The organism is Amycolatopsis sp. lyj-346 (genome assembly GCF_046548975.1).
In the GTDB taxonomy this organism is placed as follows: Bacteria; Actinomycetota; Actinomycetes; order Mycobacteriales; family Pseudonocardiaceae; genus Amycolatopsis.
In genome coordinates this window covers 207,742-230,756 of the sequence record NZ_JAJPWT010000016.1, presented here as the reverse complement: position 1 = coordinate 230,756, position 23,015 = coordinate 207,742, and the positions used below count along the sequence as shown (strand labels likewise).

19 protein-coding genes are annotated in these 23,015 nt (G+C 71.2%); 9 read left to right on the top strand and 10 right to left on the bottom strand.

The window, feature by feature from the left end; all coding sequences use genetic code 11:
- Positions 1–19: 19 nt before the first annotated feature.
- The 3 genes from ACLJQE_RS35560 (at position 20) to ACLJQE_RS35550 (ending at position 2,963) form a co-directional block, all read left to right on the top strand.
- Positions 20–769 carry a GAF and ANTAR domain-containing protein gene (locus ACLJQE_RS35560; protein WP_410643932.1) on the top strand — a complete coding sequence of 250 codons (750 nt, stop codon included), beginning with the start codon at positions 20–22 and terminating at the stop codon, positions 767–769.
- 30 nt (positions 770–799) lie between these two features.
- A complete protein-coding gene (locus ACLJQE_RS35555) occupies positions 800–1,567 on the top strand; it encodes a GAF and ANTAR domain-containing protein (protein ID WP_410643931.1) in 768 nt (255 codons plus the stop codon).
- Positions 1,568–1,886: 319 nt separating this feature from the next.
- Positions 1,887–2,963 carry an esterase/lipase family protein gene (locus ACLJQE_RS35550; protein ID WP_410643930.1) on the top strand — a complete coding sequence of 359 codons (1,077 nt, stop codon included), beginning with the start codon at positions 1,887–1,889 and terminating at the stop codon, positions 2,961–2,963.
- Positions 2,964–3,387: 424 nt separating this feature from the next.
- Here ACLJQE_RS35550 and ACLJQE_RS35545 read toward each other — a convergent pair whose 3' ends face one another.
- Positions 3,388–4,611, bottom strand: coding sequence for a low temperature requirement protein A (locus ACLJQE_RS35545; protein ID WP_410643929.1), 1,224 nt, complete (start codon positions 4,609–4,611; stop codon positions 3,388–3,390).
- A gap of 79 nt (positions 4,612–4,690) precedes the next feature.
- Positions 4,691–5,167 carry a DUF4383 domain-containing protein gene (locus tag ACLJQE_RS35540; RefSeq protein ID WP_410643928.1) on the bottom strand — a complete coding sequence of 159 codons (477 nt, stop codon included), beginning with the start codon at positions 5,165–5,167 and terminating at the stop codon, positions 4,691–4,693.
- Between the two features lie 313 nt (positions 5,168–5,480).
- Between ACLJQE_RS35540 and ACLJQE_RS35535 the strand changes: the two genes are divergently transcribed.
- The gene (locus ACLJQE_RS35535; protein ID WP_410643927.1) at positions 5,481–6,257 is read left to right on the top strand and encodes a hypothetical protein; all 777 of its coding nucleotides are present in this window, start codon (positions 5,481–5,483) and stop codon (positions 6,255–6,257) included.
- Between the two features lie 714 nt (positions 6,258–6,971).
- Here the strand turns inward: ACLJQE_RS35535 and ACLJQE_RS35530 are convergent.
- The 4 genes from ACLJQE_RS35530 to ACLJQE_RS35515 are packed head-to-tail and all read right to left on the bottom strand — an operon-like array spanning position 6,972 to position 12,617.
- Positions 6,972–8,222 (bottom strand): ABC transporter substrate-binding protein, encoded by a 1,251-nt coding sequence (locus ACLJQE_RS35530; protein ID WP_410643925.1) that lies wholly within the window; start codon positions 8,220–8,222, stop codon positions 6,972–6,974.
- Positions 8,219–10,858 carry a family 78 glycoside hydrolase catalytic domain gene (locus tag ACLJQE_RS35525; protein WP_410643924.1) on the bottom strand — a complete coding sequence of 880 codons (2,640 nt, stop codon included), beginning with the start codon at positions 10,856–10,858 and terminating at the stop codon, positions 8,219–8,221. The genes ACLJQE_RS35530 and ACLJQE_RS35525 overlap by 4 nt, the downstream gene beginning before the upstream one ends.
- Positions 10,855–11,676 carry a carbohydrate ABC transporter permease gene (locus ACLJQE_RS35520; RefSeq protein WP_410643923.1) on the bottom strand — a complete coding sequence of 274 codons (822 nt, stop codon included), beginning with the start codon at positions 11,674–11,676 and terminating at the stop codon, positions 10,855–10,857. The genes ACLJQE_RS35525 and ACLJQE_RS35520 overlap by 4 nt, the downstream gene beginning before the upstream one ends.
- Positions 11,673–12,617 (bottom strand): carbohydrate ABC transporter permease, encoded by a 945-nt coding sequence (locus tag ACLJQE_RS35515; protein ID WP_410643922.1) that lies wholly within the window; start codon positions 12,615–12,617, stop codon positions 11,673–11,675. Before ACLJQE_RS35515 ends, ACLJQE_RS35520 begins: the two co-directional genes overlap by 4 nt.
- A gap of 170 nt (positions 12,618–12,787) precedes the next feature.
- On the opposite strand from ACLJQE_RS35515, the gene ACLJQE_RS35510 reads away from it, so the two are divergent.
- Positions 12,788–13,819: a LacI family DNA-binding transcriptional regulator gene (locus tag ACLJQE_RS35510; RefSeq protein WP_410643921.1), complete on the top strand. Its 1,032-nt coding sequence runs from the start codon at positions 12,788–12,790 to the stop codon at positions 13,817–13,819.
- Between the two features lie 41 nt (positions 13,820–13,860).
- A complete protein-coding gene (locus ACLJQE_RS35505; RefSeq protein ID WP_410643920.1) occupies positions 13,861–14,694 on the top strand; it encodes a 1-aminocyclopropane-1-carboxylate deaminase/D-cysteine desulfhydrase in 834 nt (277 codons plus the stop codon).
- A gap of 36 nt (positions 14,695–14,730) precedes the next feature.
- Here the strand turns inward: ACLJQE_RS35505 and ACLJQE_RS35500 are convergent, their stop codons facing one another.
- The 4 genes from ACLJQE_RS35500 to ACLJQE_RS35485 all read right to left on the bottom strand — a co-directional run bounded on the left by ACLJQE_RS35500 (position 14,731) and on the right by ACLJQE_RS35485 (position 19,485).
- On the bottom strand, positions 14,731–15,453 hold the full coding sequence (locus ACLJQE_RS35500) for a hypothetical protein (RefSeq protein ID WP_410643919.1): 723 nt from the start codon (positions 15,451–15,453) through the stop codon (positions 14,731–14,733).
- The gene (locus ACLJQE_RS35495) at positions 15,446–18,463 is read right to left on the bottom strand and encodes a DEAD/DEAH box helicase (protein ID WP_410643918.1); all 3,018 of its coding nucleotides are present in this window, start codon (positions 18,461–18,463) and stop codon (positions 15,446–15,448) included. The genes ACLJQE_RS35500 and ACLJQE_RS35495 overlap by 8 nt, the downstream gene beginning before the upstream one ends.
- Before the next feature lie 88 nt (positions 18,464–18,551).
- Positions 18,552–19,067 carry a VOC family protein gene (locus ACLJQE_RS35490; protein ID WP_410643917.1) on the bottom strand — a complete coding sequence of 172 codons (516 nt, stop codon included), beginning with the start codon at positions 19,065–19,067 and terminating at the stop codon, positions 18,552–18,554.
- Positions 19,068–19,125: 58 nt separating this feature from the next.
- On the bottom strand, positions 19,126–19,485 hold the full coding sequence (locus ACLJQE_RS35485) for a hypothetical protein (RefSeq protein ID WP_410643916.1): 360 nt from the start codon (positions 19,483–19,485) through the stop codon (positions 19,126–19,128).
- On the opposite strand from ACLJQE_RS35485, the gene ACLJQE_RS35480 reads away from it, so the two are divergent.
- From ACLJQE_RS35480 to ACLJQE_RS35470, 3 genes are all read left to right on the top strand, one after another.
- Positions 19,469–19,714: a hypothetical protein gene (locus tag ACLJQE_RS35480; protein WP_410643915.1), complete on the top strand. Its 246-nt coding sequence runs from the start codon at positions 19,469–19,471 to the stop codon at positions 19,712–19,714. The two genes, ACLJQE_RS35485 and ACLJQE_RS35480, sit on opposite strands and share 17 nt — an antisense overlap.
- 45 nt (positions 19,715–19,759) lie before the next feature.
- Complete coding sequence (locus tag ACLJQE_RS35475; RefSeq protein ID WP_410643914.1) at positions 19,760–20,797, top strand: LacI family DNA-binding transcriptional regulator; 1,038 nt, start codon at positions 19,760–19,762, stop codon at positions 20,795–20,797.
- Positions 20,798–20,908: 111 nt separating this feature from the next.
- Positions 20,909–23,014 carry a glycoside hydrolase family 36 protein gene (locus tag ACLJQE_RS35470; protein WP_410643913.1) on the top strand — a complete coding sequence of 702 codons (2,106 nt, stop codon included), beginning with the start codon at positions 20,909–20,911 and terminating at the stop codon, positions 23,012–23,014.
- The last annotated feature ends 1 nt before the right edge of the window (position 23,015 follow it).

Sequence of the window (23,015 nt, the reverse complement as noted above, 5' to 3'; positions counted from 1 at the left end):
TGACGGAAGGCCCGACAAGATGAGCGATGCCCGGGACCAGCGACTCGCGACCACGTTCGTTTCCCTGGCCGACACCCTCGTCGCCGACTTCGACGTGCTCGACTTCCTCGGCATGCTCACCGAGCGTGCCGCGGAACTGCTCGACGTCGACGCCGCCGCAGTCGTCCTCTCCGACCAGCGCGGCGGCTGGCGCCCGACCGCCGGGTCATCAGAACAAGCCAAACTGATCGAGGTGTTCGCGGCCCAAACTCTTCAGGGACCGTGCTTGGACTGCGTCGACACCGGGGTCGCGGTGGCCAGCGCCGACTTGGCGACCGAGTCCGGGCGGTGGCCCCAGTTCGCGCCGGCGGCGGTGAACGCGGGATTCCGCTCCGCGTGCGCGGTCCCGATGCGGCTGCGCGACGACGTCATCGGCGCACTGACCCTGCTGGGCACAAACCCGGGCACCATCGACGACGCCAGCGTCGCACTGGGCCAGGCACTGGCCGACATCGCCACCATCGGCATCCTGCAACAGCGCGCGATCCGCCACGACGAGGTCGTGTCCGAACAGCTGCAAGCGACGCTGCACCACCGCACCGTCGTCGAACAGGCCAAGGGCGTCCTCGCCGAAGCCGGCGGGCTCGAAATGCACCAGGCGTACCTCGCGTTGCGCGGATACGCCCGCGCGCACCGCCTACGGCTTTCCGAAGTGGCGCACGACGTCGCGACCGCAGACCTCGACCCGGCCGAACTGCTGACCGGATCGCCCGACGCGTCGCGGCCGTGAGATCGGGCTGGATGGGGGTAACCGCCACTCATGGCAACCACCCCTGAAGCACCGGAGCAAGCGCTGCAAGATCGGGTGCGACGGATATCTCGCACGTTCGTCGAGCTCGCCGACACCCTCGTGGCGGATTTCGACGTCGCCGACTTCCTGCACAGGCTCACCGAACACTGCGTCGACCTGCTCGGTGTGTCGGCGGCCGGGGTAATCCTGCTCGACGCCAACCGCGGGCTGCAGGTAGCCGCCACCTCTTCGCAGCGGGCCGAGCTGCTGGAACTGTTCGCCGTGCAGACCAACGACGGTCCCTGCGTCGACTGCGTGCGCAGCGGCGCGCCGGTGTCCTGCACCGATCTGCCGGCCGAGGCGCACCGGTGGACCAGGTTCGCCGCGGCCGCCGCTGAATGTGGCTTCCGCACCGCACAGGCCCTGCCGATGCGGCTGCGCGATCAGGTCATCGGAGTCCTGACCCTGCTGAACGCCGAAACCGGCGGCGCGGACCGGGAGGAGATCGAGCTCGGGCAGGCACTGGCGGACGTCGCCACGATCGGCATCCTGCAGCAGCGGAGCATCGAACGTGGCGACCAGCTCACCGAACAGCTGCAGACCGCGCTCACCAGCCGCCTGGTGATCGAACAGGCCAAGGGCGTGCTCGCCGAACACGGCACCGTTTCGATGGACGAGGCGTTCGCCCGGCTGCGCGGCTACGCCCGCGCGCGACACCTGCGTCTCACCGAACTCGCCCGCGCTGTCGTCGACGGCAATGTCGAACTGGCCGAGGTCCTGGAGCGCCCGCAGCGATGACTGCCGGCGGCACCGGAGAACGAACCCGAATAACAGCCTGACAGTACGGCCTGGAGCCGGGAACGCCCTCTCCGGTTCTCCCTGCATTAAGGATGTCTCCTGGTCGAACTGTTCGCCGTGGTGTCTCTGCTCGCTCTCCTCGTCGGATCCACCTGCGGGAAGACCGGATCACTGCCACGTTCAGAGACAGTGGTAGCTGCCCTCGTGCGCTGGACGTCACGTCGGGATGTGCGCGCCGCGCCGCGTAGCGGCTCCCCACACGGGTAGCCACCGCTTGAGGTCAGCCGGTTCTGCGGCGACGCGGGACGGAAGAAGCGAAATGATCAAAAAGGCCACCTCGGCGCTCGGCGAAATGGTGGGCGGGTTGACTGCCCTTGCGCTGGCGACCTCGCAGCTACCCGCTCTGCTCGCCCGGGACTACTGGACCACGTCCGTCCTCGAATCCGCCCCCGGGCATTACGCCACCGGCCTCGCTCACGGGATGTTCGGAGTACGTCTACCCGCGGCCGGGCGTGGACCGAACGACGAAATGACCGTCCGATCCGCTCGCCGGCCGGTCACCCTCGACCACAGCTCCTTGACCGCCGCTCATCCCGACGCGACGGGCCGGCTGGTGGTCTTCCTGCACGGACTCGTCGAAACCGAGCGCTGTTGGTTCCGCGGCACCGGCTTCGGCGCACGCCTGGCCGATGACCTGGACACCACTCCCGTGTATGTCCGGTACAACTCGGGCCGGCACGTTTCCGAGAACGGCGGCGATCTCGTCGCCCTGCTGGGCCGGCTGGTCGACTCGTGGCCGGTACCCGTCACCGACATCGTCCTCATCGGACACTCCATGGGGGGGTTGGTGGCCCGAAGTGCCCTCTACCAAGCGCAGGAACAAGACGTCTCATGGCTTTCCCGGGTGACGCGCTTGGTGTGCCTGGGGACGCCGCACAGCGGCGCGCCGCTGGAACGACGCGTCGCCCAGGTCGCGGGACTGCTGGGCAAGTCGCCCGTCGCGACGCCCCTGGCCCGCCTGCTCTCGACCCGAAGCGACGGTATCCAGGACCTCGCACACGGCTACGTGCACCGGTCACAATGGTCGGCCGGAGCCGAATCCCCCTGGCGGCCGGAAGGCGGAGCGGGCGTCCGACGCTTGTTCGTGTCAGCGACGCTCTCCCGCACGGAAGGAAGCACGTGGGGCCGGCTCGTCGGCGACCTCCTCGTGGCCCCGGTGCGGGCCGACGACCTGACCGAAGACGCCGACATCGTCTGGCTCGGCGGGCTGAACCACTTCAGCCTGCTCCACGACGACGCTGTCTATGAGGCGCTTCTCGATTGGCTACGCGCAGCCGAACCGACACGTGTGCGTGAAGCCCTTCGGAGGGGACATTCGGTTCGGCTCCCTGCGTAGGCGCACGCCCGAAGCAGGCCAGCGCCGACCAACGCAAGACCCAGCACGTCGGGTGGTCGTCCCCGGTGTCCCCGCGCCTTCCGACAGCCGCCCGCGACCAGCCCGGGCTCCGCCGGCCGCGGCAGATCGTCCACGATCGTTGGGTGGTCCCTTCGCCGACTTCGCCTTGCCTTCACCGTGCCCACGGCATCCAGTGTCGGCGAATAGGTGCGTACAACGCGGGGATCCGGCTCCGGAGCGGGACCCGGACCCGCCCAGCGGCTTCGGGTCGGTCAAGTACTCGAGCCCCGCCTTGGTGCTCCAGCCGTCCTGGGGCCGCAGGAGTCAGCCGGATCTCGAGCAACCGCCACACGCTGTTCGCGGACTTCCGCGCCGGTGATGACCTCGTCGATCTCGTCGTCGAACCGAAGGAACCCAGCAGGGTCTAGACCGGGGTACGAGGCGTCTTCCGCGCCACCGGGTCCGAGCCACCGTTGCGGCGGACGACCGTTCCCCGCACGGCCAGGCCGAGGCACAGCAGTGCCAGTCCCGCGACGAGCAGCAGGGCCCGGTGGTGCCCGAACGCGGCGGCGGCCGGCGCGAGCGGGACCGCGGCGACGGGCCACGGCCAGATCGCCCGCCAAGACCGGCTGCTGCCGCCGAGGACGAGGGCGGTTCCGGTCAGGAAGAGGGCGACGCCGGCGGCCAAGGCCCAGCCGCCCGCCGACGGCAGCGCTGCCCCGGGGTGCAGCACGAGCTCTTCGACGCCGACGCCGGCCATGACGACGCCCAGGGCGAGCGGCAGGTGGCCGTAGACGAACAGGTCGTGCCGTTCGTCGGCGGGCGTGCCGTCGTCCCGGGACTCGTCGTCGCGCCGGCGCAACGCGGCGGCCCCCACGGCGGCGGCGGTGTCGAAGTAGATCCACCACATCGCGGCGGCGATGGCGAACCCGGCGACCCCGACCGCCACCGCAGACGGGCCCCACGCCGCGTCGTGCACGCCGATGGCCGCGCCACCCACGGCCTCCCCGAGCACCAGGATCACGAAGAGACCGAACCGTTCCGGGAGGTGTTCCATGTGCAGAGGAAGGTGGTTGTCGCGCCAGGTGGCGACGATCGGGCCGACGGCGTCGACGACGACCGCCGCGCCCCACAGCCAATACCGCGCCGGTCCCCCGAAAGCCAGCGACACGGCCCACAGGGCCGAGCTCGCCGCGATGGTGGCGAGGTAGACGTCGATGGTGCCCCGCGCGTCGGGGACGTGCCGCCACGCCCGCGCGTAAAGCCCCAGGAGGATCACCCGGCCGGCCAGGAAGCACACCGCGAACGGCGTGGAGAACGACGAGGTCGCGGTCGCGGCGCTCGCCGCGCACCCGGCGATGGAGAGGGTCGCGGCGAGCTTGGCGATCCGGAACAGGACGTCGTCGGTGTCGAACCGGTTGGCGTAGAGGGTGTACCCCACCCAGGACGTCCAGATGGCGATGAACAGGGCGCCGAACGTGCCGACCCCGGACCACGTCAGGTGCTTGAGGAAGGCGACGGCGAGCTCGTTCACGACCAGGACGTAGGCGAGGTCGAAGAACAGCTCGAGGTTGCTCGCCGACGCTTCCTGCCCGGTGCGCAGTGCGGGCGGGCGGACCATCGGCTCGCGCTCGGTACCCACGCTCACGAGCATCTCCTGTCTTCGGCCCTGCGTCGGGTACCGGCTGTCCGGCGGCCCGCCCATTCCGGCGCGATCGTCGGTGTGGTCAGGATCCGGCGGCCTCGGCCCGCCGGATCCGGAACGCCGCGTACGCCAGCACCGCGGCGCCGGCCATGGTGACCAGGTGCAGGATCACGTCGGCCCAGTTGAGGTTGAACCGGTCGCCGGTGCCGAAGCCGAGCACCAGGACGCTGTACGCGCTGAACCCGGCGAACCCGACGGCGAGGGCGAACGCGTAGATCGCGGTGCCGCCGACCTTGCGGGCGGCCACCACGCCCACCACACCGACGAGGGTGTGCAAGACGTTCAAGAGCGGACTGACGCTGAAGATCAGCAGCGTGTACTGCGTCGCGTGGGTGCCGAAAGGACCGGCGGACGTCGACCCGGCGTTGCCGGGCACGAAGAACCCGGCCACGCCGAGCACGAGGTAGACCACGCCGAGCACCAGGGCGGCGAGCCGCACGAGCCCGCTCCGGCGTCGCCGCTCGGCGGAAGCCTGGTCGGTGCGGATGGGGGTGGGCATGGCGTTCTCCGTTCGCTGCCGGAGTGCGCGATTACCCGGGGACGACCGCCGGAAACGGCGAAGCGGCCGCACTCACGTCTTGCCGTGCCGATGTTTGAGGGGGCGGGTCGAGGGCATTCGCCCGGCAAGAGCCACCCCTGGCTCGGTCACACACCCCAGACCCCGGTGTCCGACGGCGAGTGCCACCCGGAGGTCCGGTGTTGCCTTCTCGAGCACGTCCGCGAAAGTCGCGCCGGCAATTTTGATCCTCCGCTCGACTCCGGTCCCGGCACTCGGAGCCCCGGCCGGCCACCGGACCACCGAAGGAGCCACCATGCCCACCGAACGCGAAGGCGACGACCCCCGCGGCCGCGCCGCTGCGCACCCCACCAGCCAGGACTCCCCGCGACGGGAGCCGTCGGTGCGGAACCGGCTGACCGGTCGCGCGAGTCCCGGGCAGCACCCGGACGACGCCCGGACCGACCTCGATCACCACGACCGGCGCGAGGCGGACACCGACCCCGGGCCTTCCCGCGGGGAGGTCCTCCACCGGCAGAAGGACCGCTTCGGGGGCATCAAGTGGGGCTCGGCGTTCTTCGGCTGGCTGACCGCGATCGGCACCGCCGTCCTGCTCTTCGCCCTGCTCACCGCCATCGGCGGCCTGATCGGCCTGTCCCTCACCGACAACAGCGGGCAAGTGGCCGGGCAGGCCGCGCAGAATCCCGACCTGACGCGGACCGCGGGGGTCGTCAGCGCCATCATCGCCGCGGCCGTCCTGCTGGTCGCGTACTACTGCGGCGGCTACGTCGCCGGACGCATGGCCCGGTTCAACGGCGTGAAGCAGGGCATCGCCGTGTGGGTCTGGACGATCGTCATCACCGTCGTCGTCGCGATTCTCGCCGCCGTCGCCGGTGACCGGTTCGACGTCGTCAGCCGTGTCGGCGGGCTGCCGAAACTGCCGGTCAGCGACGACGCCGCGACCATCACGACGATCATCGGCGTGGCGGTGGCCCTCGTCGTCACCCTGGTCGGAGCGATCCTCGGCGGTCTGGCGGGGATGCGGTTCCACCGCAAGGTCGACCGCGCCGACCTCGGCACTGACCGACCGTGAAGATCACGATGGTGTCGGAGCACGCCGGTCCGCTGCCGGGCAGGCCTCCGCCGGCGGCCGACACACCCACGTCGAAGAACTGGCCTCGGCGAGGACAAGGTCCGGCTACGAGGTGACCGTCCACACTCGGCGCACGCCGGGAAACTCTTGCTGCGCAACGGGTTCGACGTCGTGATCGCCGCGCTGCCCCAGCTGCCGGACCGGGGCGCCGGCGGCCCCGATCCCGCGCGGAGGCACCGTGAGCCCCCGGTACTGTCCGGCCCCGACCCGCGGAACCGCACGCGTGGGACTCACCGTCGCGGCAGCTTCCGCCTACCGGCTCCACACGGCGGGTGGGCTCCGCCGTCAGTTCAGCAAGGTCTTCCCGACACACTGGTCGTTCCTCCGGGGCGAGATCCCGCTCGACAGCGATCTCGTCCGCAGTGAAGGCGTTTCTGACACGTCATAAGGACAAGAACGTTTCACCTGGTCAAGCCATGTGCCGCACTTCCCTGACACGGAAGAGGTCACTGGTTCAATCCCAGTATCGCGCACTCGATCGCAGGAGAGCCCTGTTTGCGGACTGCGCAAACAGGGCTCTCTTCGTCGTGCCCTGTGGGGGCCGAGCCCCCACCCCCGCCGGGGGCGAGCCCCCGGACCCCCAGTCTGGTCACCTCGGGTACTGAGCTCGCCCATGAGTCGGGTACTGGGCTCACCCCTTGAGCTGACCCGCCGCTAGGCGCCGGACTTGTAGTCGGCGTCCATCGCGGCCAGGACCTTGTCCGGGGTCGACTGCTTGCTGAAGACCTCCTGGATGCCGGTCAGCATGGTCTGCTGGACCTTCGGGTTGGGCCACAGCTGGTCCATGAACGGGACCGTCCTGTTCCGGGTGATGTACGTCGACAGCTCCGTGAGCGACGGGTCGGGCCGGTACCCGGTGTCCGAAAGGGACGGCAGGCCGCCCTGCTTTCCCGCGAACAGGTTCATGCCTTCCGGGGACATCACGAAGCTGATGAACTTCATCGCCAGCTCCGGGTTCTTCGCCTTGGCGTTGACGCCGTAGCCCGCGCCGGCCGCGGCCGGGATGATGGTCTGCGAAGGATCATCGGTGGCCGGGACCGGCTTCAGGGTGAACGTGGCGCCCGGGTTTTGCTTCTTGAGCAGGGAGATCACCCAGTTGCCCTGGATGATGCCCAGTGTCCTGCCCGTCGCGGCCAGCTTCTGGCTGGCCTCGTAGCTGGTGCCGAGCGGGTTGTCCTGGAAGCAGCCGTTCTGCTCCAGCTCGCCGTACTTCGCGAACGCGGCCGCCCAGGGAGAGCTCGCGAAGGACGTCTGACCGGTGGCCATCTTCTTCTCGAAGCCGCGGTCCTGGCCGTACACGAGCGTGGCGGCCAGCGGGTACAGCGCGACCTGCGTGACCCAGTTGTCCTGGATGCCCAGCGCGAACGCGCGCGTGCCCTTTTCCTTGGCCGCGCGGCAGAACGCGAGCAGCTCGGTCCACGTCGCCGGCGGCGTCAGGCCGGCCTTGCTTATCGCCTCCTGGTTGTACACGGCGCCGATGCCGTTGATCCCGTAGATCGCGTTGTACGTCTTCCCCTCGTACCGGGCGACGTCGCTGACCACCTGCGGGAACTTCGAGGCCCACGGCTGGCCGGACAGGTCACGCAGGTAACCGCCCTTGGCCAGGACCGTGACGGTGCCGGGGTTGCCGTTGCCCGGCCACACCGACATGACGTCGGGAGCGGTGCCGGAGGCCAGCTGGGTGCGGATCTGCTGCTGGAACTGGTCGGCGCCGCTCGTCGTGAAGTTCACCTTCACGCCGGGGTTGGCCGCCTCGAACGCCTTGACGACGTCTTCGACCGAACCTTGGTCGACCGAAGCGAGCGAGAGGGTGTTGCCACCGGGGGCGGCGGCGTTCGTGCCGCCGCTGCAGGCGACCAGCGCGGCGCCGGTCGTCGCGGCGAGCAGGGCGGGGAGGATCTTCATCTCGGCTCCTTCGGGAAGGCGGCGGTGACGACGTGGCGGCCGGACGTCAGCCGGAGGGTGGTGCCGGTCTGCTCCAGCACGCCGTCCTGGTCCGCGACCCGGATGCTCGCCGGGTCGGGAGTGGGGACGTCCAGCACGGCGGTGGTTCCGGGCGGCGTGCTCGCGGTGACGGTGATCCGGTCGCCGTCGAGCGACCAGCCACAGGCGACGTGTCCCCTGGCGGTTTCCTGCTCGGCTCGGGCCCAGGTGAGCGTCCCGCCGGGCAGCGGGCGCAGCAGGAGTTCGGAGTAGGCCACGGAGCCGGGTGTCTGGTCGATGCCGGCGACGCGGCCGAAGAGCCAGTCGCCGACGCTGCCGAGGCTGTAGTGGTTGAACGAATTCATCGCGGCGGACTGGAAACCACCGTGCTCGGTCCAGCCGTCCCAGCGTTCCCAGATCGTGGTGGCGCCGTGGCGGATCGAGTAACCCCACGACGGGAACTCCTCCTGCTGCAGCAACGCGTACGCCAGGTCGCCGCGGCCGTGGCCGGCCAGCACCGGGCAGAGCAGCGCGACCCCGACGAACCCCGTCGTCAGCCGGTTCCCGCGCTTCTCGACGTCCGCCGCGAGGTGGTCGACCGCGGCCGCCACCAGGTCGTCCGGCACCAGCCCGAACGCCAAGGCCAGCAGGTACGCCGTCTGGGTGCCGCCCTCGACCGCGCCGTCGGAGTCCACATAGGACTCGATGAACGCGGCGCGGATCGCCGTGTGCAGAGCCCGGTGTTCGGCGGCGACGTCGTGCCGCCCCAGTACCCCGGCGGCCTCGGCCACGATCTGCGTGCTGCGGGCGAAGTAGGCCGTCGAGAGCACGTCCCGGGGCGTGGTGACGTCGATCTGCAGCCAGTCGCCGTAGGAGTTGCCGGTCCGGTGGCGCCAGCGCAGGTCGGGGTTGTGGCGGTGGATGTGGGCGACCCAGGCGACCATCGCGTCGAAGCACCGCTCCAGCACGCGGCGGTCGCCGTAGGTGCGCCACAGGTGCCACGGGATGATCACGCCGGCGTCGCCCCAGGCCGGAGCCGCCTCGCGGGGCATCGCGATGCGCGGGGCGACGTCGCCGAACGCGCCGTCGGCGTCCTGGCCGTCGACGACGTCGGCCAGCCAGCGGGCGAGGAACGCGGCGACGTCGGCGTTGCGGCTCGCGGTCGGGGCGAAGATCTGGGCGTCGCCGAGCCAGCCGAGGCGTTCGTCACGCTGGGGGCAGTCGGTGGGCACCGCGACGAAGTTGCCGCACTGGCCCCAGCGGATGTTGGCCTGCAGCTGGTTGACCATCGGGTCGGAGCACTCGAAAGTCCCGGCCCACGGGGTGTCGTTGTGCAGCACACGAGCCACGACGTCGTCCGTGGAGAAGGCGTATCCGCGGACTTCCAGGTACCGGAAGCCGTGCACGGTGAACCGCGGTTCGAACACCTCGACCGGCTCGCCGCCGGTGACGTAGCTGTCGGTGGCCGCGGCGCGCCGCAGGTTGGCCACGTACAGCTCGCCGTCGTCGAGGATCTCGGCGTGCCGCAGGACGACCCGCCGACCGGCCGGGGCGCCGCGGACGGTCAGCCGGACCCGGCCGACGAGGTTCTGTCCGAAGTCGACGATGCACCGTCCCGGTTCCCGTTCGGTCATCGAAATCGGCGGCACTTCGGTCGTGACGCGGATCGGCGGATCAGGCTCCGCGACCAGGGGGCCCAGGTCGCTGCCGAGCACGACCACCGGTCGCCACGGACCCTCGGCAACGGACGCGTCGACGTGCTCCCCCAGCAGCAGGTCCGCGAACCGGACCGCACCCGGCCGCTCGGTCCAGGCGGCGTCGGTGGCCACCACCTGCCGGGAGCCGTCGGCGAAGCCGACCACGAGCTGGGCGAGGAAGCCCGGGTGGTCACCGTAGTGCCGCGCGGCCCGGCGCTCGTCGAACCCGACGAACCCGGACCACCAGCCGTCGGCGACCACCGCGCCGAGGTCGTTGCTTCCCTTCCGGAGCAACGAGGTGACGTCGTAGGTCTGGTACTGGAGCCGGTGGTGGTACTCCGTCCACCCCGGTGCCAGCTCGACGTCGCCCACCCGGGCACCGTTCAGGGAAGCTTCGTAGACGCCGTGCGCGGTGGCGTACAGGCGGGCGCGCACCGGTTCCCGCGTCAGCTCGAACTCGCGTCGCAGGTTCAGCGGCGGCTCGCCGAGCGGCTGGTCGTGGTCGGCCGGCGGGTCGAACACCGGCTGGGCGTGGGGATCCCGGCCGATCCACCGGGCGGTCCAGTCGTCGCGGTGCAGGAGGCCGGTCTCGAACCAGCTCTCCCCCGTGCCCGCCGCGGCACCCGTTTCGTCCCACAGCCGGACGCGCCAGTGGTAGCGGGTGGCCGAGCGCAGGACCGGGCCGTCCCAGGCCACCAGCACGCTGTCGGCGGACTCGCGGCGGCCGCTGTCCCACAGCAGCCGTGACGGGTCGTCGAGGTCGGCCGCGCGTTCGGCGGCGGTGATCCGGTAGGCGCTCTGCGCGGCGCCGCGGCGGTCGCTCGCCGGCCGCCACGACAGGCGGGGCCGCGGCTCGTCGAGGCCGAGTGGCTCGTGGCGCTGCTCGGTGCGCAGCGCGTACGGCGTCAGCGTGTCCGTCATCCTTTGAGCCCTCCGGCGAAACCGTTGATGATGCTGCGTTGCAGCGCGAAGTAGACGACCAGGATCGGCACGATGCTGATCACCAGCGCGGCGAAGATGAGGTTCCAGTCGGACACGTACTGGCCGACGAACCCGGCGATGGCGACCGGCAGCGTCTGCCGGGCGCCGCCGCTGAGGTACAGCAGCGGGGTGAAGAAGTCGTTCCACACCGCCACGACGTTCAGGACCAGCGCGGTCACCGTGACCGGCTTGAGCATCGGCAGCACGACGTACCGGAAGCCCTGCAGGGTCGTGCAGCCGTCGATCACCGCGGCGTCTTCGAACTCTCGCGGGACCGCGCGCAGGAACCCGGTGTACAGGAACGTCGTGAACGGCACCTGCAGGCCCGAGTAGAAGAGGATCAGCGACCACGGCGTGCCCAGCAGGCCCAGGTCGCGCATCGTCTGGTAGAGCGGCAGGGCGGCCAGCTGGAACGGCAGCACCAGCCCCAGCATGATCAGCAGGAACGTCCACCGCGACCAGCGAGCGGCGACCCGGGCCAGCGGGTACGCCGCCAGCGCCGAAGCGGCCAGGATGACCACCACGGAACCCGCGGTGACCAGCACGCTGTTGGCCAGTGCCCCGCCCAGCGCGCCCTGCTGCCAGGCCTGCGTGAAGTTGTCGAAGGTGGGCGAAGTCGTCGGCGTGAGGGGTGACGAAGAGTCCGATGGCGGCCGGACGGCGAGGTTCACCAGCACGTACACCGGGAAGGCGAAGACCAGGCCGACGGCGATCATCACCAGTTCGAGGGTGAGCGTGCGGGCGCGGTAGCGGTTCACGACGCGGCCTTCTCGGCTCGGGACAGCCCGCGGTACTGACCGGTCGAGGTGACCGCGACGACGCCGGTCAGCACGACCGCCAGCGCGATGCTGTAGCCGAACTCGCCCAGGGTGAAGGCATCCTTGTAGATCAACGTCGAAAGCGTGTCGGTCGCGTGGCCCGGCCCGCCGCCGGTGAGCGCGTACACCTGGTCGAACAGCTTGAGGCCGCCGATGATCGACAGCATCAGGTTGATCGTGAACGCCGGCGCGAGCAGCGGCCGGGTCACCGACCAGAACCGCCGGACCGCGCCGGCGCCGTCGATGGCGGCCGCCTCGTGGATCTCCCGCGGGATCGACTGCAGCCCGGCCAGGAAGATCACCATCGAGTAGCCGGCGTACTGCCACACGATCACGCCCACGACCGACCACAGCGCGACGCCGGGGTCGCCCAGCCAGTCCTGCCGCCAGGAGTCCAGTCCGACGAGGCCGAGCAGGCTGTTCACGGCGCCGTCCGGGCCGAGCAGGTTGCGCCACAGGTAAGCGGCCACGATCGGCGTGACGAGCGCCGGCGCGAAGAGGAACACCCGCAGCACGTTGCGGGACTTGATCGTGCTGTTGACGCCGAGGGCCAGCAGCAGGCCGACCCCGTTCTGGAGCACCGTGATCGCCACCGCGATCACCAGCGTGTGCCACAGCGCCTGGGTGGCCGCGGGATCGTCGAGCATGTCCGCGAAGTTGCCGAAACCGATCCAGGAGAAGTCCGGCGACAGGCCGTCCCAGTCGGTGAAGGCGTAGTACAGCCCTCGCGCACTGGGCACCAGCACGACGAAGGCGAACAGCAGCAACGCCGGCACGGTGAACCACCACGGCGGGGTCGCGCGCCGGTTCCCCCGGCCGCGCCGCCGGTCCGGCGGCGGCACGACGGCCTCCGCGCGTCGGTCCTTGATGGCGACAGTCATCGGCGCCCACCTCGTTTGAACGTTTCAACGTTGCGGCCGACGCATCGGCCCTGGTCGAGGATCTTTGGGTAACGTTGCCCACTGAAGGGTGCGGACGACTTTAAGAGTCCTCGCAAGGCCCGTCAAGATGCCTGGTCGTCAGCTTGCGTACACCAGGTAACGTTTCCCATATGGACCGAGCAGAGGCACCACGGCGGGTGACGATCGTCGACGTCGCCCGCCACGCAGGCGTCTCGACGACGGCGGTGTCGAAGGTGCTGCGCAACGCCTACGGAGCGAGCCCCGCCATGCGGGCGAAGGTCCAGCAGACGATCGACGAGCTCGGCTACCGCCCCTACGCGGCGGCACGGGGCTTGCGCGGCCAGACCTACACCCTCGGGGTCATGCTGCCCGACATCCGCAACCCGTTCTTCCCCGACATCATCGACGGCCTCACCGACACGCTGCGCGACACGGACTACCACGTGCTGCTCGGTCCCAGCTGCGACAACGAGACCGACGAAGGAAAGCTCACCGACGCCATGGTCGACCGGGGCATGGACGGCCTCGTCCTCATCGCACCGGTCATGCCCCAGGCCCGGCTCGAACGGCTCGCCACCACCATCCCCACGGTCGTGGTGGGGCGGCACTCCCGGTCGGCGCACTACGACACGGTGACCGACGACGACACGGCCGGCGCGGAGCTCGTCGTCGACCACCTCGCCGGCCTCGGGCACCGCCGCATCGCCCACATCGAGCACCACGAGACGGATCCCGCCCGCCTCGCCGAAATGCCCAACGCGGTCCGCGCCGACGGCTACCGGAAAGCCATGCGGGCCCGGGGACTGGCCGTGGACATCGTTTCCACCAGCTACACCCAGGAGGGTGGTTACCTCGGCGCCCAGCAGATCCTGGCCCGCCCCGACCGCCCGACGGCGATCTTCGCCGGCGCCGACATCGTCGCCATGGGCGTGCTGACCGCGTTGTCCGAGGCCGGCCTGTCCGTGCCCGGCGACATCTCGCTCGCCGGCTACGACAACACCAGTTTCGCCGCACTGGGCCCGATTTCCCTCACCAGCGTCGACCAGGCGGGCCACCACATCGGCACCGACGCCGCCCGGCTCCTGCTGCAGCGCATCGCCGATCGGACCCGCCCGGCGTCCCAGGTCAAGCTCGCCCCGAAACTGGTCCCGCGGCGCACCACCGCTCCCCCACGCCCGTGAAGCGGTTCCCAGCCGGCTTCGTGAGCCTGCCGTCGCCACTCGTGGAGCTGCGCGACGAGCGGCTCGTGCCTCATGGTGTCCGCCTCCGGCTGAAGCGGGACGATCTCGTCAACCCGGAAATACCGGGCAACAAGTGGCGCAAGCTCAAGAACAACCTCCAAGCCGCCCGGGACCGGGGGTTCTCCACGCTTCTGACGTTCGGCGGCGCGTTCTCCAACCACATCCGGGCCACGGCGGCGGCCGGCCACCACTTCGGGTTCCGGACGGTCGGGGTCATCCGCGGTGAGGAACACGACCCGCTCAACGATTCCCTCGCCTACGCCGTTGAACGCGGCATGACACTGACCTACCTGGACCGCGCCACCTATCGCCGCAAAACCGACCCCGACGTGCTCGCCGCGCTCGAGCGGCAGTTCGGTCCTTGCTACCTCCTTCCCGAGGGAGGGAGCAACGGCCTTGCCGTGCGCGGCACCGCGGAACTCGTCGACGAGATCAGGACGGGCTTCGACGTCATCTGCTGCGCCACTGGAACCGGCGGCACCCTCGCCGGCATCGCGGCCGGCCTGTCGGGTCCACAGCGTGCGCTCGGCTTCGCGGTGCTCAAGGGCGGCGAGTTCCTGGAAGACGAAGTCCGTCGCCTGCAGCAGGAAGCGTATGGGACCGCCACCACGAATTGGTCTCTCGATGCCGGCTTCCATTTCGGCGGTTACGCGAAGCGCACCTCGGCACTCGACAGCTTCATCGCCGACTTCTCCGAACGGCATGGCGTCACACCGGATTGGGTGTACGAGGCGAAGATGCTCTACGGGCTGTTCGCCCACATCGAGGCCGGCGCCTTCGCGCCGGGTACTCGAATCATCGCGGTGTTGAGCTGAGTCCCGGGCGTCGGCAGGACCCGCAGCCACCACACCTCACTCTTCGGCGAGGGCCCGATACACCGGCCGGAGCAGTTCGGCGACGTCTTCGCCGTCCACCCGGATCGGGAACGGCGCGGCCTGACCCAAGAGCGCGTCGGACGGCGTGGGAGGCCGGTGCAACGGCGCCGCGCCGTTCAGGCCCGGGGCCTGGCCGCAGTCGAAGTAGGTGTCCATGACTTCGGTCAAGGCCGGTGACCGGTCGTCCGGGTCGAGGGGCTCGGCGGAGATGAGCCGGTTCTTCAGCTCCTCGAACAGCATTTCGCGGTTTCGGCCGCGCAGCGCGAGGATGGTGAACGGATCGGCGGCGACCTGCGCCACGAGGGCGGAGAACACCGCGTTCAGGTGGCCGCACGGTACCTCGGCGGCCGGGCAGGTGCAGTCCAGTGACACCTCGCGGGCCGATGACGGGAACAACGGCAGCCGGACCGCTTTGAAGATCTGCTCGATGTCACGGGGCACCTCGCCGCCGAGCACGAGGACCGTGGCCGACGTTTTCGCGGCCAGCGCACGGATGATCACCGCCCAGTCCGCTTTCCCGAACGCCGTCAACCCGATTCTCACCTGGTGCGGACGGCCGTCGTGGACCTCGGCGTCGACACGTCCGGCGCCGATCTCCAGCGACACCACGCGCCCTTGGCCCTTCGCGGGCAGGAGGACGCCGATCGCCGTCAACGCCCGGATGAACCGGGTCGGCCACCACGGGAGCGGCTCAGTCATCGATCGCCTCCTCCCCCAGGGTGAGCACCCCGCGCAGCGCGTCCGTGGACAACTCCGTGAACCGGCTTTCGCCTTCGCCGACGACCATTCCCGCGAGCGCGCGCTTCTGGGTGATCAAGGTGTCGATGCGGTCCTCGATGGTGCCCGGGCAGACGAACTTCCGGACCTGGACGGTGCGTCCCTGCCCGATCCGGAACGCCCGGTCGGTGGCCTGGTTCTCCACGGCCGGGTTCCACCAGCGGTCCAGGTGCAGGACCTGGCTGGCAGCGGTCAGCGTGAGCCCGGAACCGCCCGCCTTGAGCGAGAGCAACAGGATCCGCGGCCCGTCGCCGGCTTGGAAGCGTTCCACGATCGCGTCTCGCGCCCCTTTGGCCAGGCCGCCGTGCAGGAACGCGACTTCGGTGCCGAGCCGGTCCGACAGGTGGGGCACGAGCAGGTGGCCGAATTCGGTGTACTGCGTGAAACACAGCACGCGATCGCCCGACGCCAGGATTTCCGCGAGGATCTCTTCGAGGCGGATGACCTTGCCGGAGCGCTGCCCGATCGGGGAACCGTCGTGCAGCAGGTGCGCGGGGTGGTTGCAGACCTGCTTGAGCTTCGTGATCGCGGCGAGGACGTTGCCGCGGCGCTTGATGCCCTGGCTGTTCTCGATCTTCTTCATCATCTCGTCGACGATCGCGCAGTACAGCGTGCCCTGTTCGCGGGTGAGCCGGTATTCCTGCCGGATTTCGAGCTTTTCCGGGAGCTCGGGGACGATCGCGGGATCCGTCTTCACCCGGCGCAGCAGGTACGGCTGCGTGAGCCGGCGCAGAGCGGCGGCCGTGGCGGTGTCGCCCCGGCGCTCGATCGGGGCCGCGAACCGCTGGCGGAACTCGAACCTGCTGCCGAGCAGCCCGGGGTTGAGCACGTCCAGCACCGACCACAGGTCCGCCAGCCGGTTTTCCACCGGGGTGCCGGTCAGCGCGAGCCGGTGCCCGGCCGTGAACCGCCGCACCGCCTTGGCCGTCGCGGTGTCGGCGTTCTTGATGGCGTGGGCTTCGTCGAGCACCAGGCGGCGCCAGGTGAACGTCTCGAGTTCGCCGGCGTCACGGGCGGCGGTGGCGTAGGTCGTGACGACGAGGTCGGCCGCGGCGACCCGCTCGGCGAGCGCGTCCCCGTGCGCGCGGGCGCTGCCGTGGTGGGCGAGGACACGCAGGCCCGGGGCGAAGTTCGCCGCCTCCCGCTGCCACATCCCGACCAGCGACATCGGGCACAGCACCAACGTCGGACGGCGATCGTCGCCGGCCCGCTCGACGGCCTCGAGCGCCAGCGTCTGGACGGTTTTGCCGAGGCCCATGTCGTCGGCGAGGCACGCACCGAGCCCGAGCGCCGACATGAACGCCAGCCAGGCGACACCCCGCTGCTGGTAGGGGCGCAGCGTGGCGCGGAACGACGGTGGCAGCTCGACCGGCGGCACGGCCTGGTGGGCCCGCCCGGCCAGGACGTCCCCGATCCAGCCGTCGGCGCTGACGTCGGTGACCGGGAGCGGCGTCTCCTGTCCGAGGTGGACGAGCTCCAGCAGTTCGGCCGCGGTGGGGCCCCCGGTGTGCCGGTGCGGGTCGCGGCGGAGGAACTCGAGACCGGCGCGGAGCCGGTCGGCGTCGACGCTGACCCACCGGCCCCGCAGCCGCACCAGCGGTGACTTCGCCGCGACGAGCTTGGCCAGCTCTTCTTGGCCGATTTCGTCGTCGCCCACCGCGATCGACCAGCGGAACCCGCCCAGCTCGTCGCGGCCCACCCGGCTGCGGGTCACGACCTGCTCGGCGGGCGTGCTGCGGACCGACAGCCGGAGCCCGAGCCGTCGCCTGCCGTCCCACGCGGCCGGCAGCTGCACTTCGAACCCGGCCTCGATCAGCCGGGTCGCGCTCGAGGTGAGGAACCGTTCGGCTTCCTCGACGGTCAGGTCGTACTCGGACGGCCGGGTCCTGCGCAACGCCGGCGCCAGCATCGGCTCCACCAGCGCGGCCCGGCCCAGTTCGGCGACGAACAGGCCCTTCGGGTCCCTGACCAGGCCGTTCGCCTCGCCCGACCAGATCTGCCCGGCCGGCAGCAGCAAGCTCGGATCGGCCGTCGCCCGCAGGAGGAACTGTAGCTGCCACTTGGTGCCGTCGCCGGTCTGGTCGTCGGGATCGTCCGCGTCCGGCCGACGCAGGGTGGCGGCTTCGGTCAGCCGGAAGCACGCCCGGCCGTCGACGATGTCGGTATCGGCGACCTCGTCCCACTTCGCGACGGCGCCGGCCAGGGCACCGAGCTCGTCCAGCGGCAGCTCGACGCGGGCGGCGCCGCCCTGCAAGGCGGACAGCCACACCCCGGCCGCGCCCCGGCCCCCGCGCAGGTCGACGGGCGGGTCCGCCCGCGCCAGCCGGTCCCGGACCGCCGTGTCGACCAGTGCGTGGAGGGCATCGGTGACGAGCGTGCGCGGCGAGGCGCCGGTGAGCGGCGCGACCTGTTCGGCTCGCCCGACCGGCGGCATGGCCGCGACCAGTGCGTCGAACGCGACGAAGTCCACGCCCTGGAGCACCGGGCGCCACCGGGCTTCCGCCGCGTCGCCCTGGCGGACCAGCGTCGGCAGCACCCGCCCGCGCCGCACCAGATCCCCGGCCAGGCGGGCCACCGCCCGCAGGTAGGTGACCGAAGCGCCGTACGAGGCCGAGTCGTCGAGGTCATCCAGTTCGGTCACGTCCACCAGCAACGCCGGCACCGACCACGGCCGCAACGACAGCACCCGCCGTTTTCCGCCCGCCCCGGGCTCGGCGGAGGCGAGCGGCCGGTTCGCCCGCGACGGCAGCAGCAACGTCGCCGACGTGGGCTTCCCGGGATGCAGCGCGGTCAGCTGCGCACTGGAGACCGCGAACGGGTGCGGGAGCGCGATGTGCGCCGACCGGCTCGACGTGCCCGCCGGGGCCCGGTCGTGCTCCGCCCAGAACAGCAGACCCCGGCCCGGAGACCACAGAGCATGCACCAACGGCAAGGTCCAGTGCTCCTTCGTCCGATCCGGGTTCCCCGCAGATCGTCGCACGGCGGGCCGGGCCCCGGCCCGAGCACCGGGCCTCGCGCGGCTACGACGTGATCACCGCGCTCGCGCGTCCCCGGGTGCGGCCGCTCAGTTCGGCGTCGAGGGTTTCCTGGGCGAGCCGCATCTGCTCCTGGTAGCGGGGCTCGCCCAGCCGGCGCATGCCCTCTTCCGGTGCCACCATTTCGACGACGGCGGTGATCCACCAGATGTTGCCGAACGGGTCGCGGACCCGGCCACCGCGCTGGCCGAAGGCGCTGTCGGACAACGCGGTCACCTCGCGGGCGCCCGCCTCCAGGGCCGCGGCGTAGGCGATGTCGGCGTCGGGCACGAAGACGCGCAGCAGCGAGGGCAGGTCCGGCCAGTCCTCGTGCTGGTCGAAGGCGAGCACGACGGTGTCGCCGATCCGGATCTCGGCGTGCCCGATGCTGCCGTCCTCGAGCGGCACCCGGACCAGCTCGACGCCGTCGAAGGCCGCTGTGACGAAGTCCAGCAGCGCGCCGGTGTCCTTGGTGACGACCCAGGGGGCAACAGTGGAGTAGCCGGCGGGAGTGGCGGTCATCGTGAGTCCTTTCGCGTTGGTGGTCTCACGCTAACGGCGATACAGGTCAGTTCCTGTCCTATGCGAAAAGCGGAAACCCTTCCCGCAGACCGCGGAGGACGGTGCTGCGCGGTCTCGCGCTCGGCGGGGTTTCGCTCGCGTTGAGCGCGTGCGCGGCCGGCGCGAGCAACGCCGCGGGCAGCGCACCGGGCTCCGTGGTGCCCGTGCTGCCGAACCCCGAAGCGCCCAAGACCCCGACGGCGCGCTGCAACGCCTCCTGGACAGCAACAAACGCCTGCTCATCAACCAGACCTTGCACCCGCAGACCCTCGACGACATCCGCAAGCACGCGGCCGGACAGGCGCCCTACGCCCAGGCTCGGGCACCAGAGCTGCGGCGCGGTGAAAGCCGCGGTGGACGCGATGAAGGACCCGGCCAAGCTGCCGTCCGGCCCGCTGGGTGGCCTCGTTTCGGCTTTGCTGCCGGCCGCGCGGGAGGTCGAGGACCGGGGCGCGGACATCTACGCGGCCGCGTTGGAGGCCCACATCCGGAGTGTCGTCGCGACGCTGGAGAAGACCCCGTCGCTCACCGGGCCGATCGCCCAGGGGAAGCTGCGCGTGGTCGGCGCCTCCTACGACCTGGCCACCGGGCAGGTCCAGGTGTACTGATCCGGACGCTTTGACGGCGCGATCGGGACCGACAACGATGGCACCGTGACCCGACGTTCCTCCGCGCTCAGCATTCGTGACGTCGCTGCCGCGGCGGGCGTCTCCTACCAGACGGTGTCACGCGTGCTGAACGACTCGCCGAACGTCAACGCCGGTACCCGGCAGCACGTCCTGGAGATCATCGAACGGCTGGGGTACCGCCCGAACCGGGCGGCGCGGGCCCTCGGCTCGGGCCGATCGCGCGCGGTGACGGTGGTGATCGCCGACACGACCCTGTACGGGTACGCCTCCACGTTGCGCGGGATCGAGGAGGCCGCCCGCCTGCGGGGGTTCGCGGTCGGGGTCCGGGTGGTGGAATCGGACCGGCCCGACGACGTCCGGCAGGCGGTCGAGTACGTCAACGATCCCCACGCCGGCGGCATCGTGGTGGTCGCCTTCGACGCCGCCGGAGCCGGGGTGCTGCGGGCGCTGCCGCCGGCGGTCCCGGTGGTGGCCGCCACGGAAGCCGGTGGCCTCGACGACGTGGCCCGCCCGATGATCTTCCTCGACGAGCGGCAGGCCGCCGCCGAGGCGACCGGGCACCTCCTCGCGCTGGGGCACCACACGGTCCACCACGTGGCGATCCCTTCGGAGACCGGCACGAGCGCCCGCCAGACGGGCTGGCGCGGCGCGCTCGAAGCGGCGGGCGCACCGGTGCCGCCGGTCGTGCCGGCGGGCTGGGACGTGCGCTCGGCGTACGCGGCCGGGCAGCAGCTCGCGGCCGACCCGGCCGTGACCGCCATCCTCTGCGGCAACGACGACACCGCCATGGCCGTCCGCCGGGCACTGTACGAAGCCGGCCGAGCCGTCCCCGGCGACGTCAGCATCGTCGGGTTCGACGACGTGCCCGGCGCCGCCTACTGGACCCCCGCGCTGACGACCGTGCGGATGGACTTCGTGGCGCTCGGCCACGCCTGCCTGGCCGCGCTGGCCGCCGAGCTGGCCGAGGCGCCGCAACCGGCGCTCGAACTCGCGGCGCCGTCACTGGTGATCCGCGAATCCACCGCCCCTCCGCGCCGCGAACTGTTCATCACAACAAGGTAACGCGGGCTTTTCAACCCCTCGGGTGACCCGGCACACTGCCGGTCTGCGATTGTGACCGGTCACATAGGCCATGAACAGCGGAAATGCCGAACGGTGCAAGAGGGAGCAACGGTGATCTCGACGGAGCAGGCCACGACCGTGACCTGGGGCCACCCGGCGTTGGAACTCGTCGTGGACGTGGCCCCCGACGGCCCCGCCGGGGTCCGCAGCCTCGCCGGCAAGAGCGCCCACGACCACCCCCGGGCGGGACAGCCGCTGGTGGAACTGCTGGTCGCCGGCGAAGGGCGGGCACGCGCGTCGCACCGGTTCTCCGAGACCGCCGTCGGACGGCGGCTGGGCTACACCGGCTCCACCCGCGGTGTGGACGGGAAGTGGCTCGAACTGCACGTCGACCTGCGTGACGAACGGACCGGGCTGACCACGCGGACGTCGTTCCGGTCGGTCACCGGGGTCGCCGCCTGCCAGATCACCACCACCGTGACCAACCACGGCCCCGCACCGGTCCTGCTGCAGGGCGTGACCTCCTTCGCCGCGGGTTTCCCCGGCGCGCGCGTCGAAGACGTCGACCTGGTCCGGGCCGACAGCGAGTGGCTCGGCGAGGGCCGGTGGAGCCGCCGTCCGCTGCGCGACGACGTCCTGCCCGACCTCAACCTCGGGCTGCACGGCCAGGACGGCCGCGGCCGGTTCGCCGCCGTCAGTTCCGGGACCTGGTCCACCGGGATCCACCTGCCCACCGGCGGGCTCACCGACCGCCGGACCGGGCGGACGTGGCTGTGGCAGGTCGAGCACAACGGCGCCTGGCGGTGGGAAGTGGGCGAACGCCGGGACGGCGCCTACCTCGCGCTGCTCGGGCCGACGGACATCGACCACCAGTGGCACCAGAGCCTGCGGCCCGGCGAGTCCTTCACCACCGTGCCGGTGTCGGTGGCCGTGTCGGAGTCCGGTTTGGACGGTGCGGTCGCCGCGCTCACCGCGCACCGGCGCGAGCTCGTCCGCCCGCACCCGGACCGGTCCGCCCTGCCGGTGGTCTTCAACGACTACATGAACACGCTGATGGGCGACCCGACCACGGCGAAGCTGCTTCCGCTCGTCGATGCCGCCGCGGCGGCCGGCGCGAAGGTGTTCTGCATCGACGCGGGCTGGTACGACAACGGCTCCAGCTGGTGGGACAGCGTCGGCGAGTGGCAGCCGTCGGAAACCCGGTTCCCCGGCGGGCTCGGGGAGGTCCTCACCCGCATCCGTGCGCGCGGCATGGTGCCCGGCCTGTGGCTGGAGCCGGAAGTGATCGGCGTGCGCAGCCCGATGGCGGACAAGCTGCCCGACGCGGCTTTCCTCCAGCGCGGCGGCGTCCGGCTCGTCGAACACGACCGGTACGTCCTGGACCTGCGCCACCCGAGCGCCGTCGCGCACCTGGACGGCGTCGTCGACCGGCTGGTCGAAGACCTGGGCGTGGGCTACTTCAAGCTCGACTACAACGTCGACCCCGGCGCGGGCACCGACCTGGGTACCGACAGCGTCGGCGCCGGGCTGCTCGGCCACAACCGGGCGCACCTGGCGTGGCTGGACGGCGTCCTGGACCGGCATCCCGCGCTGATCCTCGAGAACTGCGCGTCGGGCGCCATGCGCATGGACTACGCCATGCTCGCCCGGATGCAGCTGCAGTCCACCAGCGACCAGCAGGACTACCTCCGCTACCCGCCGATCGCCGTGGCGGCGCCGCTGTCGGTGCTGCCGGAGCAGGCGGCCAGCTGGGCCTACCCGCAGCCGGACATGCCGGCCGAGGACTTCGCCTACACCGTGTGCACCGGGCTGCTCGGCCGCCTCTACCTGTCCGGACGGCTCGACCTGATGTCCGCGGAGCAGCAGGCCTCCGTGCGCGCCGCGGTGGCGGTCCACCGCGAAATCCGGAGTGGGCTGACGGCCACGGTTCCCCTGTGGCCGCTGGGCCTGCCCGGGTGGAGCGATCCGTGGCTCAGCCTGGCCCTGCGCTCGGGCAACGTCACCCACCTGGCAGTGTGGCGGCGCGGGGGCGACCCGGGACCCGTGACGTTGTCCCTGCCGCACCTGCGGTCCCAGCACGTCCACATCGAGGTGCGCTACCCACGGGAGCTGCCCGCCTGGACCGTCGAATGGGACACCGCGACCGGCTCGCTGACCCTGACCCCCACCCCGCACGCCACCGCGTCCGCGCGGCTCTTCCGCATCGTCGCCGGCTGAA